Annotated in this window: 19 protein-coding genes; 12 read left to right on the forward strand and 7 right to left on the reverse strand. The window is 34.5% G+C overall.

The annotated features are described in order from the left end of the window. Positions 1 to 13 precede the first annotated feature (13 nt). The 7 genes from CQA38_RS03685 (at position 14) to CQA38_RS03715 (ending at position 5510) form a co-directional block, all read left to right on the forward strand. Positions 14 to 574: a chemotaxis protein CheB gene (locus CQA38_RS03685; protein ID WP_137632649.1), complete on the forward strand. Its 561-nt coding sequence runs from the start codon at positions 14 to 16 to the stop codon at positions 572 to 574. Between the two features lie 33 nt (positions 575 to 607). Further along, positions 608 to 1399, forward strand: a complete 792-nt coding sequence (locus tag CQA38_RS03690) for a CheR family methyltransferase (RefSeq protein WP_137632892.1) — start codon at positions 608 to 610, stop codon at positions 1397 to 1399. A 111-nt stretch (positions 1400 to 1510) separates the two neighbouring features. After that, positions 1511 to 2239 (forward strand): amino acid ABC transporter ATP-binding protein, encoded by a 729-nt coding sequence (locus CQA38_RS03695; RefSeq protein WP_137632650.1) that lies wholly within the window; start codon positions 1511 to 1513, stop codon positions 2237 to 2239. Positions 2240 to 2260: 21 nt separating this feature from the next. Continuing rightward, complete coding sequence (locus CQA38_RS03700) at positions 2261 to 3052, forward strand: transporter substrate-binding domain-containing protein (protein WP_137632651.1); 792 nt, start codon at positions 2261 to 2263, stop codon at positions 3050 to 3052. Next, positions 3049 to 3801 carry an amino acid ABC transporter permease gene (locus CQA38_RS03705; RefSeq protein ID WP_137632652.1) on the forward strand — a complete coding sequence of 251 codons (753 nt, stop codon included), beginning with the start codon at positions 3049 to 3051 and terminating at the stop codon, positions 3799 to 3801. The genes CQA38_RS03700 and CQA38_RS03705 overlap by 4 nt, the downstream gene beginning before the upstream one ends. Before the next feature lie 25 nt (positions 3802 to 3826). Further along, on the forward strand, positions 3827 to 4507 hold the full coding sequence (locus CQA38_RS03710) for an amino acid ABC transporter permease (protein WP_137632653.1): 681 nt from the start codon (positions 3827 to 3829) through the stop codon (positions 4505 to 4507). Between the two features lie 73 nt (positions 4508 to 4580). Next, positions 4581 to 5510, forward strand: a complete 930-nt coding sequence (locus CQA38_RS03715; RefSeq protein ID WP_137632654.1) for a ribose-phosphate pyrophosphokinase — start codon at positions 4581 to 4583, stop codon at positions 5508 to 5510. A 26-nt stretch (positions 5511 to 5536) separates the two neighbouring features. On the opposite strand, the gene CQA38_RS03720 is transcribed toward CQA38_RS03715, so the two are convergent. Then, positions 5537 to 5935 carry a hotdog domain-containing protein gene (locus CQA38_RS03720; RefSeq protein WP_137632655.1) on the reverse strand — a complete coding sequence of 133 codons (399 nt, stop codon included), beginning with the start codon at positions 5933 to 5935 and terminating at the stop codon, positions 5537 to 5539. Positions 5936 to 5946: 11 nt separating this feature from the next. Further along, positions 5947 to 6354, reverse strand: coding sequence for an acyl-CoA thioesterase (locus CQA38_RS03725; protein ID WP_137632893.1), 408 nt, complete (start codon positions 6352 to 6354; stop codon positions 5947 to 5949). Positions 6355 to 6449: 95 nt separating this feature from the next. On the opposite strand from CQA38_RS03725, the gene ciaB reads away from it, so the two are divergent. The 3 genes from ciaB to cysK all read left to right on the forward strand — a co-directional run bounded on the left by ciaB (position 6450) and on the right by cysK (position 9771). Then, positions 6450 to 8303: an invasion protein CiaB gene (gene ciaB, locus CQA38_RS03730; RefSeq protein WP_137632656.1), complete on the forward strand. Its 1854-nt coding sequence runs from the start codon at positions 6450 to 6452 to the stop codon at positions 8301 to 8303. Positions 8304 to 8409: 106 nt separating this feature from the next. Further along, complete coding sequence (locus CQA38_RS03735; RefSeq protein WP_034902415.1) at positions 8410 to 8706, forward strand: HU family DNA-binding protein; 297 nt, start codon at positions 8410 to 8412, stop codon at positions 8704 to 8706. A 150-nt stretch (positions 8707 to 8856) separates the two neighbouring features. Further along, on the forward strand, positions 8857 to 9771 hold the full coding sequence (cysK, locus tag CQA38_RS03740; protein WP_137632657.1) for a cysteine synthase A: 915 nt from the start codon (positions 8857 to 8859) through the stop codon (positions 9769 to 9771). Here cysK and CQA38_RS03745 read toward each other — a convergent pair. The 3 genes from CQA38_RS03745 to CQA38_RS03755 are packed head-to-tail and all read right to left on the reverse strand — an operon-like array spanning position 9743 to position 11228. Beyond that, positions 9743 to 10318: an SCO family protein gene (locus CQA38_RS03745; RefSeq protein WP_249355175.1), complete on the reverse strand. Its 576-nt coding sequence runs from the start codon at positions 10316 to 10318 to the stop codon at positions 9743 to 9745. The two genes, cysK and CQA38_RS03745, sit on opposite strands and share 29 nt — an antisense overlap. Further along, the gene (locus CQA38_RS03750; protein ID WP_137632658.1) at positions 10315 to 10764 is read right to left on the reverse strand and encodes a hypothetical protein; all 450 of its coding nucleotides are present in this window, start codon (positions 10762 to 10764) and stop codon (positions 10315 to 10317) included. Before CQA38_RS03750 ends, CQA38_RS03745 begins: the two co-directional genes overlap by 4 nt. Beyond that, the gene (locus CQA38_RS03755) at positions 10764 to 11228 is read right to left on the reverse strand and encodes a copper chaperone PCu(A)C (RefSeq protein ID WP_137632659.1); all 465 of its coding nucleotides are present in this window, start codon (positions 11226 to 11228) and stop codon (positions 10764 to 10766) included. The genes CQA38_RS03750 and CQA38_RS03755 overlap by 1 nt, the downstream gene beginning before the upstream one ends. A gap of 171 nt (positions 11229 to 11399) precedes the next feature. On the opposite strand from CQA38_RS03755, the gene CQA38_RS03760 reads away from it, so the two are divergent. Next, positions 11400 to 12353, forward strand: coding sequence for a murein L,D-transpeptidase family protein (locus CQA38_RS03760; RefSeq protein WP_137632895.1), 954 nt, complete (start codon positions 11400 to 11402; stop codon positions 12351 to 12353). Further along, the gene (locus CQA38_RS03765; RefSeq protein ID WP_137632660.1) at positions 12353 to 13348 is read left to right on the forward strand and encodes an alanine racemase; all 996 of its coding nucleotides are present in this window, start codon (positions 12353 to 12355) and stop codon (positions 13346 to 13348) included. Before CQA38_RS03760 ends, CQA38_RS03765 begins: the two co-directional genes overlap by 1 nt. Here CQA38_RS03765 and CQA38_RS03770 read toward each other — a convergent pair. Next, positions 13340 to 14020 (reverse strand): disulfide bond formation protein B, encoded by a 681-nt coding sequence (locus CQA38_RS03770; RefSeq protein ID WP_137632661.1) that lies wholly within the window; start codon positions 14018 to 14020, stop codon positions 13340 to 13342. The genes CQA38_RS03765 and CQA38_RS03770 overlap by 9 nt on opposite strands. Further along, a complete protein-coding gene (locus CQA38_RS03775; protein ID WP_137632662.1) occupies positions 13998 to 14636 on the reverse strand; it encodes a thiol:disulfide interchange protein DsbA/DsbL in 639 nt (212 codons plus the stop codon). Before CQA38_RS03775 ends, CQA38_RS03770 begins: the two co-directional genes overlap by 23 nt. Between the last annotated feature and the right edge of the window lie 79 nt (positions 14637 to 14715).

Consider the following 14715-nt stretch of genomic DNA (forward strand, 5'->3'; position numbering starts at 1 on the left):
GAAGCTTAAACTTATGAAAATTATACTTATAGGCTCTTCAACAGGTGGTCCAAATCAACTTAAATTTTTACTTAAAGATATGGAACTTAAAGATACTTGCGTCGTAATCGCTCAGCATATGAGTGTAAATTTTATCCCTTCTTTTGTGAAGCAGTTTAACAAAGAAGCTCTTGCTGAAGTCGTTATGGCAAATGATAAAGAAGCTTTGCAAAATGGCAAAATTTATATTTGTCAGCAAAATACTATCTTAAGTGGAGCTTTGAATATCTTTTTAAATTTTAGTGAAGAATGCACGAATTTCAAGCCTAATGTTGATTTGCTTTTCAAATCAGCTTTAGATTTATCAAAAACAAATAAAATCATAGCAGTTCTTTTAACAGGCATGGGAGATGATGGAGCTAAGGGCTTGTTTGACTTATATCAAGTCGGTGTAAAATGTCTGTGTGAAAATGAAAAAGATAGTGTAGTATATGGCATGCCAAAAAAAGCAAAGCAACTTAACCCAGAGCTTAAGCAAATGAGTTTGCTTGAGATTAAAAACGAATTGACTAAATTCGTTAAAAACCAAGAATAACATATGTCGTCATGGGGGGGGGGCATTCATTATATGAAAAATGAAATTATCAGCATAAGCGAAGCTGAACTTTTTAATTTTATCAAGATTATCAACGAAATGAGTGGTATAGACCTAAGTGAGAAAAAAAGTAGCTTGAATATCAAACTTAATAGTTTTTTAAAAGAGTTAAAAATAACTAGTTTTAAGGACTTTTTATTGCGCTTGCATTATGATAAAAGCTTAAAGCAAAAAACGCTTGATTTTATCTCAGTCAATGAGACTTATTTTTATAGAGAACTTACCCAGCTTAAGGAAGTGGTGTATTATCTAAAAAGTCTTGATAAGCCAACTAGCGTTTTAAGCGCACCTTGCTCAAGTGGCGAGGAGGTATATTCTTTGGCTATACTTGCGGCTTTAAATTCGGTTAAAGATGTGCATATTACAGGTATAGATTTAAGTGATAAGATGATTGTAAAAGCAAAGCTTGGGCAGTATAGAGGAAGAAGTCTTGATCGTTTGGGCGAGAGTGAGAAAAAGCGTTTTTTTACTGCAGAAAATGGTATTTATTCGATTAAAAAAAGCGAACTTTGTCGGTGCCGTTTCGAGCTTTGTAACGTTTTTGAGGATACATTTTTAAAGCTTGGTAAATTTGATGTGATACTTTCAAGAAATATGATGATTTATTTTGATTATGAATCAAGACTTAATCTTATGCACCGCTTTTATAAGATTAGTAATGCAAATGCTAGGTTATATGTAGGAAATTCTGATCTTATACCAGAAAGTGAGTATTTTACTAAGGTTTTTGCTCCGCGAGGTGGGACTTATTATGTAAGAAATTGAGTAAAATTTTTAGATTGGCTGAATTTTTTTATGAATTCAGTTTTTTTTAAAAAAAATATCATATAATTTTTTATTTATTAAATTTAAGATTTTAACAATAAAGGCTTTATTTTGATCGAACTTAAACATGTCAATAAATTTTACGGCTCCCATCAAGTCTTAAAAGATATCAATTTAAGTATAAAAGATGGCGAAAAACTCGTTATCATAGGACCTTCTGGCTCTGGTAAATCAACAACTATTCGCTGTATGAATGGACTTGAGGAAGTAAGTTCTGGGGAAGTTTTTGTAGGTGGGATTAAACTTACCCCTAAAACAAAAACTCAAATTTGTAGAAAGTATTGTGCTATGGTGTTTCAGCATTTTAATCTCTACCCTCATATGAGCGTGCTTGAAAACTTAACCTTAGCCCCTATAAAACTTCAAAAAAAGAGTAGAAAAGAAGCCGAAGAAATAGCCTATAAATACCTTAAAGTCGTAGGTTTAGTGGATAAGGCAAAAGTCTATCCAGCTACACTTTCAGGCGGACAACAACAGCGCGTTGCTATAGCAAGAAGCCTTTGCACGCAAAAGCCTTACATACTTTTTGATGAGCCAACTTCAGCTCTTGATCCAGAAACTATACAAGAAGTTTTAGATGTTATGCGTGAAATTTCTCATCAAAGCAATACTACTATGGTAGTAGTTACCCATGAAATGGGCTTTGCAAAAGAAGTAGCTGATAGGATAATCTTTATGGAAGATGGAGCCATAGTTGAAGAAAATATCCCATCTAGCTTTTTTGAAAACCCAAAAACTCAAAGAGCTAAAGAATTTTTAGGAAAAATTCTTAATCATTAAAATTCAAACAAAGGAGAAAGAATGAATTTAAAGAAAATTGTAGCAGTTGCAAGCCTTGCCCTTGCATTCATAGCTTGTGGATCAAATAATTCACAAGAAAGCAAAGGTTCTGGGGCTCTTGAAGCTATAAAGAGTAGGGGAGAGCTTATAGTTGGTGTGAAAAATGATGTGCCTCATTTTGCCCTTTTAAATCAAGCCACAGGGCAGATAGAAGGCTTTGAAGTTGATGTTGCAAAAGCTTTAGCCAAAGAGCTTTTAGGCGATGAAAATAAAATCAAACTCATTCCAGTAAATGCAAAAACTAGAGGTCCAGCTCTTGATAATGGCTCTGTTGATCTTGTCATTGCTACCTTTACTATAACTGAGGAAAGAAAAAAGGCATTTAACTTCTCTACACCTTATTATAAGGACTCTGTAGGACTTTTAGTGCTTAAAGAAAAAGGCTATAAAAGCATAGCTGATATGAATGGTGCAAATATAGGCGTTGCTCAAGCTGCTACTTCAAGAAAAGCACTTGATGAGGGTGCAAAAGCAGCTGGAGTAAGTGTGAGTTTTAGCGAATTTCCTGATTATCCAAGCATAAAAGCAGCCCTTGATGCAAAAAGAGTTGATGCTTTTAGTGTTGATAAATCAATCTTGCTTGGTTATGTTGATGAAAAAAGTGAAATTTTACCAGATAATTTTGCTCCTCAAGAATACGGCATAGTGAGCAAAAAAAGCAATAGCGATCTTGCAGGTTTTGTTGATGAATTTGTAGGTAAAAATACAGCCCTTTTTGAAGAGCTCGCAAAGAAATGGAAACTTGCTGAATGAGTGAAAATATAGGCTTTGTCAAGTGGCTTGAGAACCTTTTCATCTCTTTAAATATTTATGATGAAAATAGTTCAAATCCGCTTGCATTATGGAAATTTATTGACGCTTTAAATCATAGCGATCGCTTTTTAAGTGGTTTTGCTTATACGCTTTCAGTGAGTGTTTTAGCTCTTGCTATAGCCCTTATTTTTGGCACTATAGGCGGAGTTATGGCTACAAGTAAAAATAAATTCCTTAAAGCCTATACAAGAGTGTATGTGGAGATTTTTCAAAACACACCCCTTGTGATACAAATTTTTTTCTTATATTTTGCCTTGCCTCCACTTGGCATTCATTTAGATATCTTTTTAGTCGGTGTTTTAGGCGTGGGTGCGTATCATGGTGCTTATGTGAGTGAAGTGGTGCGAAGTGGCATACAAGCTGTGCCAAAAGGACAATTTGAAGCAGCGAGCTCTCAAGGTTTTACTTATATACAGCAAATGCGTTATATCATCGTGCCTCAAACCATTAAGATTATCCTGCCTCCACTGACCAATCAAATGGTAAATTTGATTAAAAATACCTCAGTTTTACTTATCGTAGCAGGTGGAGAGCTTATGTATCAAGCTGATATTTATGCAGGAGAAAATCTCAACTATGCTCCAGCATATATTTTTGCGGCGTTTTTGTATTTTATAGTGTGCTATCCTTTGGCGTATTTTGCCAAAGCTTATGAGGATAGGCTCAAAAAAGCTCATCTTGCAAGGTAAAGCAAGGCTAAAATAAAGGAAAAAAATGGAAAATGTTTTTAATGCACAAAATTTTGCCTTTTTAGGACATGGGCTTGTTTTAACACTTATTATTGCTTTTGCAACTTGTGTGATTTCTATAGCACTTGGCACTTTTTTGGCTATCATTCGCAATTATGGCGATCGTTTCACCAAAAGCCTTGCGACTTTTTATATAGAAGTATTTAGAAATTCACCCTTGCTTTTGTGGATGCTTGCTGCTGTTTTTGTTTTGCCAAATTTCTTTAGCTTGCCAAGCTTTATCAGTGCAAGCTATGCAAGTGCTTTTTGGGGGACTATAGGCTTTTCACTTTATACAAGCTCGGTTATGGCTGAAATCATTCGTGGAGGGCTAAACTCTATCCCAAAAGGGCAGTTTGAGGCAGCGTATTCTCAAGGCTTTAGCACCTTTTTTACGCTTTTTTATATCATCTTGCCTCAAACCTTTCGCAAGGTTATTCCTTCTATGCTTTCCCAAGTTGTAACGACGATTAAGGATACTTCTTTTTTGGCTGGACTTCAAATCGCAGAGCTTACTTACCAGTCAAAAATACTGCTTGCTCAGCTTAAAAGCTTTGATCAAATTCTAGCTATGATTGCTTTGGTTGCTGGGGTGTATTTTGTGATCTGTTTTGCACTTTCAAGCTTGGTAAGGTATTATGAGAAAAAAACAGCTTATGCGTTTTAGCATTTTTGTTTTTTGTGCGTATTAGTTATTTTTGGTTATAATTATTTTTTGAATTTGACACAAAAGGCTTATCATGCGTGGTTATAAAATTTTTTCTGGTTCAGCGAATATAGAATTTGCAAAAAAAATTTCAAAATACCTTTCTTTACCCATTAGCAATGCCGGCGTAAAACGCTTTAGTGATGGCGAGATTAGCATACAAATCGATGAAAGTGTGCGTGGTAAAGATGTCTTTATCATACAAAGTACTTGCGCACCAACAAACGATAATCTCATGGAAATGCTTATACTCACAGATGCATTAAAAAGATCAAGCGCAAGTTCTATCACGGCTATTATTCCTTATTTTGGCTATGCAAGACAAGATAGAAAAGCTATGCCTAGAGTGCCTATCACGGCTAAGCTTGTTGCTAATTTAATGCAAACGGCTGGTATTAACAGAGTCGCTACTATTGATCTTCACGCAGGACAAATTCAAGGCTTTTTTGATATTCCTGTGGATAATTTATATGGAAGTATAGTGTTTAGCCAATACATACAAGGAAAACATTTTAAAAATCCTATCATCGCAAGTCCAGATATTGGTGGCGTAGCACGAGCTAGGAGTGTAGCTAAAAGTTTGGGGCTTGATCTTGTTATCGTTGATAAACGTCGCGAAAAAGCAAATGAAAGCGAAGTGATGAATATCATCGGTGATGTTAAGGATAAAGAAGTCATTTTAGTTGATGATATCATCGATACAGCTGGATCTATCACTAAAGCTGCTGAAGCCTTTAAACAAAATGGAGCAAAATCTGTGATGGCATGTTGCACTCACGCTGTGCTTAGTGGCTTAGCTTATGAAAGGATAGCTAAAGATAGCCTTGATGAGCTTGTTGTAACTGATACTATACCTTTACGCGAGGAGTTATCCAAAATCAAAGTCTTAAGCGTAGCTCCTATTTTTGGCGAGGTAATTCGTCGCGTATATCATAATGAAAGTGTAAATTCTTTATTTATTTAAGTTTAAATTTAGCTCTTAAAAAAGAGCTAAAAACAGCCTTGTTTTTCTTTATCTAAAAGGCTAAGATCGATTTTTTTTCCATTTTTATCAAGACTTACAAAAGTCGCTTCAGCGCTTATAACTTCTTTTTTGAGGCTAAAGCCTTGAGTATCCAGCCTTTTTAAGTCTATGTGAAGCTGAATTTTGATCGAACTTTTACCAAGTTTTGTAATCCTTGCAAAGCACAAAACATAATCACCTACCAAAATCGGCTCTTTGAAATGAATGTTATTCATCGCTATAGTTACACTTCTTTGCCCGGTAAGCTCTTTAACAGCCACGCCAGCAGCAAGATCAAGTTGTTTGCTTACCCAACCTGCGCTGATCTTGCCTTCTTTGTCAATATCGCTTGGCATAGCTATAGTTTTAATCAAAGCTTCTTGCATGATTTATCTTTTCAAGCAAAGCCGTGAAGTCTTTTAAGCTCGGGTTCTATTGGCTTTTTCTTTCCATCTTTTGTTACGCTTACATAAGTAACGATGGCTGAAGTTACTGGCACACACATAGTAAAGCCCTCTTCGCTTACTCGATCAGCAATTACTTCGACTTCAACAGTGATAGAAGTGTTTCCAGCTTTAATCACTTTTGCATAACAACACACTATATCGCCTACATACACAGGTTGCTTAAATACAACTCTATCCATAGATATAGTTACAGTTCGCTCAGGTGCAAGTTCTCTTGCTGCAACCGTTCCAGCAAGGTCGATTTGCGACATGATCCAGCCCCCAAAGATATTGCCGGCTGGGTTTGTATCACTTGGCATAGCGACTATTTTTAGTTTTGCTTCGCCCATATCTTTTATCGCTGTTTTTTGTATAGAATCTAAATTTGGCATTTTTACTCCTTGTTTTAAAATTTAAATTATAATCAATTTTTCACAACAACAAAGGATAAAAGATGAATAATTTTAAAAGCCTAGCCAAACTTACTCACAAAAGAAAACAAAAAATCAATGCGTATTATGATCATATTGCTTCTTTTAAGAACTTACCAAGTGAATTTCAAAATGCCCTTTTACTCTGCGAACTTGAAGATAATGAAAACACCAGACTTGCTATTTTACGCCGTTTTGTTGATCTTAAAGAAGAAGCATTAAAGCAAGAGCTTGAAAAGGCGAATTTTTCAAAAGAAAAGATTAAAGATATAATGTATCAAATTTATGATGAAGTAAGGAAATTTTATGAAAAAGAACACGAGGATTTGATTAAAGAGCTACAATCTGCTCAAATTTTAGATGGGTTTTATACAGCACTTATTCAAAGTGTGCATCAAATAGGACAAGTGATAAATGTGTGGCAAAGTAAATGGAGTAAGCTCATCTTAGATGAAAACAATGCTTTTTTGGCACGAGAATTTAAGGAGTTAAAAGAAGCTTTGCATTTTTTAAAAACAAACAAGCTGTATCAAAAAGATGAAAAAGATCAGCCTTGTGAGCGAAGTTATGGGGCTTTGATGAAAGATGACAAGGGCTTTAAATTTGCTCCTTATGCGGTGGTATTTAAAGAAGAAGTGCTGGCTTTAGAAAGGCTTTTTGATGAATGCCTTGCAAATTTGCAATCAAAAGCTAAAGAAAAAGAACATTTTGCTTATATAAAGTATCTTGAAAAACTCAAATTTGCGTTTTGCGAAAAGGATAATGATAAAGTGATTTGGCGTTGGCAAGAAGCTGAACTTGCTTGGCTTGAGGTTGGCTCTTCTTTACAAGTGGCTCATCCGCTTGAGTATTATGAGGACAATTACACGCATGCAGTAGCGTTAGAATGGGATATTCGCTTAAATGATGAAAGTGAATTTGACGCTAAAGCCTTTATCAAAGATATAAAACAAAGTTTTAAAACTCTTTATGAAAGTCTTGATATAAAAGATCAAGCCTTATTTGATGAGGTGCAAAATAATCTTGATAAAACACAGCTTTATATTTGTATGCCTATGCTTTTTTATGGGGCGGAGCTTAATGGCTTGTTTTCAGCTCAAGTTGTGCCAAATGATGAGTTTGTAAGCGCTAAGGCTGGTAAAAAAATCTTTGCTTTTTTGAATTTTGTGTATGAAAATACCAAAAGTAAGCCTTTTATGAAACTTGCAAGTGAAATTTTTGAAAAAGAATTTTTGCGTTATGGTAGAGAAATTTTATTTTTTAATGAGAAATTATGGAAAAAAGTCTATGAAATTTCAACTATAGGGCATGAGTTTGGGCATATTTTTTTCATTAGCAAGGAAAGCGAAAATTTGATGAATCAAAGTGGCGTATTTAAAAACATAGAAGAGTTTAAAGCTACAGCTGGCGGATTAGTAAGCTTTTTCTTGCACGAACAAGAGAGCTTAAAGTTACCTGTTTTTCACGAACTCATCAAAAGAGCGGTTGGACTTATCGCTTGGCAAAAAGTTGAGGAGGTAAAGCCTTATTACACTGAAGGCTTGATCCATTTAAGCTTGCTTTTTAAAACAAAAGTATTGCATTTTAATGAAGAAAAGCTGAGTATTGACTTTACTTTAGGAGGCTATGAGCGCTTTAAAGAAGAGTTTTTACACACTTATACAATGCTAGCTAAACATTATATGCAAAGAAAAGATGCAAGTGAGTTTTTATCTTGTTTTTGCGTGCTTAAAGATGAGGTATTTTTGCCTTTAGATAAGGAGTGTAGGGAATTTGTGCTATATTATTATAAACGATATGAAGAAATAGGCAATGAGCTTGATAAAAGTGGCGAATTTGAATATTATAAAGCAAAAAGCCTGAAACACAAACTTTAAAAGCCTAAAATTTTACAAATTATAATGAAAATTATATAAAAACTCTTGCAAAAGCATTTAAAATATGCTAGAATTAGGCACTTTTTATCTTAACAAAGGAGCTTTTATGACTAAAGCAGATTTCATTTCAAAAGTTGCTCAAACTTCTGGGCTTACAAAAAAAGACGCTACAGCTGCTACTGATGCAGTTATCGCTACTATTACCGAACTTTTAACAAAAGGTGATACTATCAGCTTTATCGGCTTTGGAACTTTCTCAACTGCAAAAAGAGCTGCAAGAACAGCTAGAGTTCCAAGCACAGGAAAAACTATCCAAGTTCCTGCAACAAATGTAGCTAAATTCAAAGTAGGTAAAAACCTTAAAGAAGCTGTTGCTGGCGGTAAAGCTAAAAAGAAAAAATAATTTTTAATTTTAGCCCAAAAAGGCTAGAGCTTTTCTAGCCTTTTGTATTGATTTTCTTTTTTTCACTCTTTTTTTATCTCGTTTTATTTCTTTTTAAACTTTTAGTATGTAAAATGCAAAGGTATTTTATCTTATTAAAAGGAGTTGGTATTGAAAGTATATCAAAATGTTACCGAACTTATCGGTAGGACGCCACTCATAGCCTTAAAGGGCTTTGGAGAAAACTTATATGGCAAATGTGAGTTTTTAAACCCGAGTCATTCAATCAAAGATAGAGCTGCGTTTGCGATGATTAAAAATGCTCTTGATACAGGGAAGATCAACAAAGACACAACTATCATTGAATGCACGAGCGGAAATATGGGAATTTCTTTGGCGATGATTTGTGCTGATTTGGGGCTTAAAATCATCATTGCTATGCCAGAATCCATGAGTATAGAACGAAGAAAAATGATGCTTTTCTTTGGTGCAAAACTTGAGCTAACACCAGCTAGTGAAGGTATGAAAGGAGCATATAATAAAGCTTTGGCTTTAAAAGAGCAAATAAAAAACTCTTTTATACCAAGTCAATTTGAAAATTTGGCTAATAAAAACACACATAGAGAAAACACGGCTCTTGAAATTTTAAACGATCTTGATGGAAAAATCGACTTTTTTGTCGCTGGTTTTGGCACTGCAGGCACGATTAGTGGCGTGGGCGAAGTGCTTAAAGAAAAGCTTGGTGATAAAGTAAAAATTGTAGCCATAGAGCCTCAAAGTTCACCACTTCTAAGTAAAGGACAGGCTGGCGGACATAAAATTCAAGGTATAGGAGCAAATTTTATCCCAGAAATTTTAAATCAAAAAGTCATTGATGAGATACAAACTATCAGCAATGAAGATGCGATTAATACAGCTAAAGCTTTGGCTAGAAAAAATGGCTTAATGGTTGGAATTTCAAGTGGGGCAAATGTATTTGTGGCGAGCAAAATCGCTCAAGCACACCCAGATAAGATTATCGTAACTATGCTTAATGATACAGCAGAAAGGTATCTTTCTACTGATTTGTTTGCTGATCTAGCATAAGAAAACGCTCAAAAGCATTGTGTAGGCTTTTTTGACTAAGATCTGAAATTCTTTGAAAAAGCTTACCCTTGCTATCAAATAAAAATAATTCGTTGCTATGTGCTATAGAATACTCTAAAGCAGAGTCTTTAAGTGGCACTTTTTTATAAATCACGCCGTAGTTTTGAGCAAGTGTTGCAAGCTCATTTTCATCTTGTGCAAGCAAGGTGGTTGAATTCGTATAAAAATATCTTAGCCATTCATTTGTCGCTTTTATATCCTTGTCTCTTTGCGGATCAAGCGAGATAAAAAGCAAGAAAATTTCATTGTTTTTAAATTTTTTAAGTTCATTTGATATAAGGGCTAGAGTCGCTGGACACACATCAGGACAATAACTAAAGCCAAAATACACGATAAGTTTTTTACCTTCAAAATCCTTTAAGCTTACCTTACCTTGCTCTGAATTAAGTAAAAAATCGTATTTTTTTTCAGTCTCAAAACACCCAATAATACTTACAATCACAACACAAAGTATCAAAAAACCTATCTTTTTCATAACATAACTCATCTTTTTACATCAAAATCAAAATAAAAATCAAGCTTTTCTTCACCCTCAAAAAATTCCATTCTAAAACGCATAATATCGATCACACAAGCACTTAAGACTATATTTGCTTTATAAGAATTTGAGTGTATTTTTTCAAAGCTTGGCACTATGTCACCCATATACATATTTAGCCCATAAATTCGGGCATTAAGCTTTTTATAATCGCCCAAGTTTTCAAGTATAAGTTCAAATTCTTGCAAAGAAACAAGAGGTTTAAGACTTGTTTTTACCAGCACTTTTTTACCTTTAAAATCAAACATACAATCTTTGACATTAAGATCACATTCCAAAGGTTTTAGCTCGCTAATAAGCTCTCTTTTACCTTGTGTTTTAGTGGTGTTTAAAACGACAAAAAATGCCAAAATGCCAAGCAAAATAAGGGCAAAAAAGAAAATTTTTTTATACATCACTTTGTTACAAGGCTTTTGCTTGGTAGGTTTTCAAGTATTATTTTTTCTTTATTGTCAAAATATAGCTCAAGATGTGTTTGTGTGTTTTCATTAACATTTGTATCAAAAAGCATGATATGATCGCCTCCACTTTGAAGTGTGGCTTTTGAATGTGCTTTGATAACGATCTTATCCACAGCTTGCATATGTGAATGCGCGTGCGTATGAAGTTCAACTTTTTGTGTGAGATTGCTTGTGGCTTTGATCAAAGCGATATCTTTATCTGTATTGTTGTAAATGCTTAAAAAAATAGCTGTATTTTTTCTATTTGGCGGAGTTTGCAAGATATAGGCGTTCTCAATGATTATAGAGCCATTATTAAGCGCAAAATCACTTATCAAGCCCTGATCTTTACTATGTATATGCTCGTGTGCAAAACCTAAAATAACACAGCTTAAAAAAGCCAAAATAATCCTTTTCATCATTAATCCTTTAAAAATATATCCTAAAGCCTTAATTCTAGCATAATAAATGCAATAAATACAAAAATATAAGTAAAATTAAGTATTTTATAGTATAATTTTGCTTTTAGAAAATTCATCAAAAACTTATCGAAAGGGTGATTTGTGTTAAAGCTGAGATTTATCACTATAATGTTGTGCTTGTTTTCTTTAAGCGAGGCGTCAAATTTGGCTAAAATTTATCTTAATGAAGGCTTAGAAGCTGTTGGAAGAGAGCTTGAAAAGGAGCTTGCAAATAAGGATTTTTGGGCTGAAGAGCTTAAAGGTAAAGATGTGTCTTTGGGTTATTATGATGAAGAATCAACTATCATTGTTACAAACAAAACAGAAAAAACTTTTAAAGTGTTTCGCTATCAAGACGGCAAACTCACTCAAGAATTTGATCAAAAAAACACCCTAACCGGATTGATGGGCGATAAAGAAATCGAAGGGGATTTAAAAACTCCTATAGGATTTTATGAGCTTGGTAAGAAATTTACACCACCAACGACTTATTATGGACATTATGCCTTTGCAACAACTTATCCAAATTTACTTGATAGAGTGCAAGGAAAAACAGGCGGGGGTATATGGATACATGGCTATCCGCTTGATGGATCAAGGCTTGATGAGTATAAAACAAGAGGTTGTATAGCTTTATATAATGATGTTTTAAAAGAATTTACAAAGCTCATTGAAAATCGTAAAGAAGTATTTGCTATGACAGAAGAAAAAGAGGTTGTAAGAGCAAATACTGATGAAATCGCTGCTTTGCTTGCTTCGCTTTTTGCTTGGAAGCACAGCTGGACGATTAGTGATACAAAAACTTATCTTAGCTTTTATGACGAGGAAGATTTTAGACGTTTTGATAAGAAAAAATTCAACGAATTTGCAGCGATGAAAAGGGCTATTTTTTCTAAAAATGAAAGAAAAACGATTAAATTTTCAAAGATTAGCATAAGTCCATATCCAAATATCAAAAACGAAAAGCTTTTTAGGATATCTTTTTATGAGGATTATTACGCTCCAAGTTATCAATTTCGTGGCAATAAGCTTTTATATGTAAAGCTTAAAAACGGAAAAATGCAAATCATCGCAGAGCAATAATGGCTTTTATTAGGCTTGATCAAAAAGCTTACGAACATAATCTTGCTTTGCTTGCTAAAAAGGCAGGTGGCTTTCATAGGTTGATTTGTGTCTTTAAAAATAATGCTTATGGGCATGGAGTGAAGCTTTTAGCTCCTATTGCAAAGTCTTTGGGAGTGAATTTTATCGCTCTTAAAAATCAACAAGAAGCTCTTGAGCTTCAAGGGCTTTTTCCTCATATACTTATACTTTCTCATCGTCCAAACGGCGATGAAAGAACTGATTTTATCTATGCTTTGAATGATAAAGAAGATTTGCATAAATTTAAAAAAGGCACGAGCTTACATCTTGTGATTGATACGGGTATGCATAGAAACGGCATTAGTCTTGATGAGCTTGAAGAAGTGTATCAAAATGCGTGTGATTTGGGCTTGAAAGTAGAGGGCATTTTTACACATTTTGCAGGGGCTGATGAATATGATTCAAGCTTTTTTGTGCAAAAACAAAAATTTCAACTCGCTAAAGAAAAGGCGCAAAAACTTAACCCAAATTTGCTTTTTCATTCGCATAATTCTGCTGCTTTGCTTCGTTGTAAAAGTCTTGATGAAGATGAGTTATGCCGTGTTGGTTTGGCTCAGTTTGGCTATAGTGAATACAACGCAAATTTACAAAAAGTATTAAGCCTTTACGCACAAAAACTTAGCTCAAGAGTGCTTCAAAAAGGACAGAGTGTAGGTTATGGCGGACGTTTTAGTGCGAGTAAAGATATCGCTATAAGCACCTATGATTTGGGGTATGCAGATGGGCTTTTTCGCTTTGATGGCACAGGAGAGTTAAAGTTAGCAAATGGAGAAAAGCTTTTAGGACGTATGTCAATGGATAGTTTCTCGTGCAAAGATTTGGGCGATGAAGTTTGTGTATTTAATGATGCTAGAGTGTGGGCGAGTTTTTTTCATACTATAGAGTATGAAATTCTTGTCAAACTTTCTCCTTTAATCCCAAGAATCCTATGCTAAAAAGATCAAGCTTATAGTCAAACAAAATGTAAGCAAGCCAAATTTGTATTCTTTGAGTGCAAAACGCACAAAACTATACAAACTAAGAAGTAAAAAAAAGCCAAAGATAAGCATGCAAGCTGTAGCCATATTGACAAACTCAAATGAGGGCAATAAATACCAGCCTTTGCTATATAAGCCATCACTAAAACCATGTTCTAAAGTGCCGATAAAAAACTCTTGCACCAAGCTAAGCTGAGCGTCTTGACTCACTCTTGGAGCATCAAAACCACAACTTCCACTAATAGCAAAAAGACTAGGCAAAAGCTCATGCAAGGCAAGCTTAAAGGGAAAATGAGGTGTATTAGAACAAGCATTTATACCAAAAGGATTATTCGCTTTTATGGCTTCATAGCTATGCAAAAGCATCAAGCATGCCTTAAATCCTAGAAAAATCGCCCAAAATACAAAAGCATACGCCACGCTTTTAAGCCAGCCAAGCTTAAAATACCCCACAATACTCGCGCATAAAATTACGCTAAAAGCAAAACGCACATACACACATTGCTCGCAAGGTTGCATAAAAAGATAATGCTGTAAAAAAAAGTGAGAATAAAGCAAAGAAAGCAAACTAATGCTAAAAAGCCAGAGCCATAAGGCTTGGCTTGATTTATTTTTGTTTGATAAGTTCATCAACAACCTTGATCAGTTCATCTAAACCTTTAATCTCCGCCATTTTGATGATATACTTGCCACCAACGATAAAGGTTGGTGTGCCGCCGTATTGACTTAATGCTCCATAACTTTTATCAAATTCATTATAGACTTTTTGTCCTTCAGCGCTTGCTAAGAATCGCTCTAATTCAGCCTTTGAAATACCAAGTGTTTTAAGTCCAAGCTCGCTAAAACTCGCTGAGTTTGCGTAGTTTTGCTTTCTTTCAAAAAGAGCAGTATAATACGCATCGCTAAGTTTGTGGGTGAGGCTGTCATGAGCAAGAATATTTTTTTTATTTGTAGTATCTTTAGCAAGTGCATAGGCGTAAAGTTGGGCAAATTCCTCGCTAAACTGACCGCCTTTTACAGGATAAAGCTTGGTGTTTAAATTTGGTAATTTTTCTTTTATCTTAGCTAGAGTGTTGAATTTGTGGTGTGTGTAGCAGGCTATACAAGAGAAGCTAAACACTTCTATGACAGAGTTTTGTTCATTGGCAATGGGGGTTTTTAACACTTCATATTCTTTACCTTCACTTAAAGCAAAAGCATTTAGTGCCATAAATGCCACAAGTAAAAGAGCTTTGAATTTTTTCATCTTTTTTCCTTATGTTTGAATTTTATTATAATGATACTTTATTTTGTTAAATCATTGTTTAAAGGGAGTTAAAGGTTTA

The sequence above is a fragment of the Campylobacter sp. MIT 12-5580 genome, assembly GCF_005406235.1.
Taxonomy (GTDB): domain Bacteria; phylum Campylobacterota; class Campylobacteria; order Campylobacterales; family Campylobacteraceae; genus Campylobacter_D.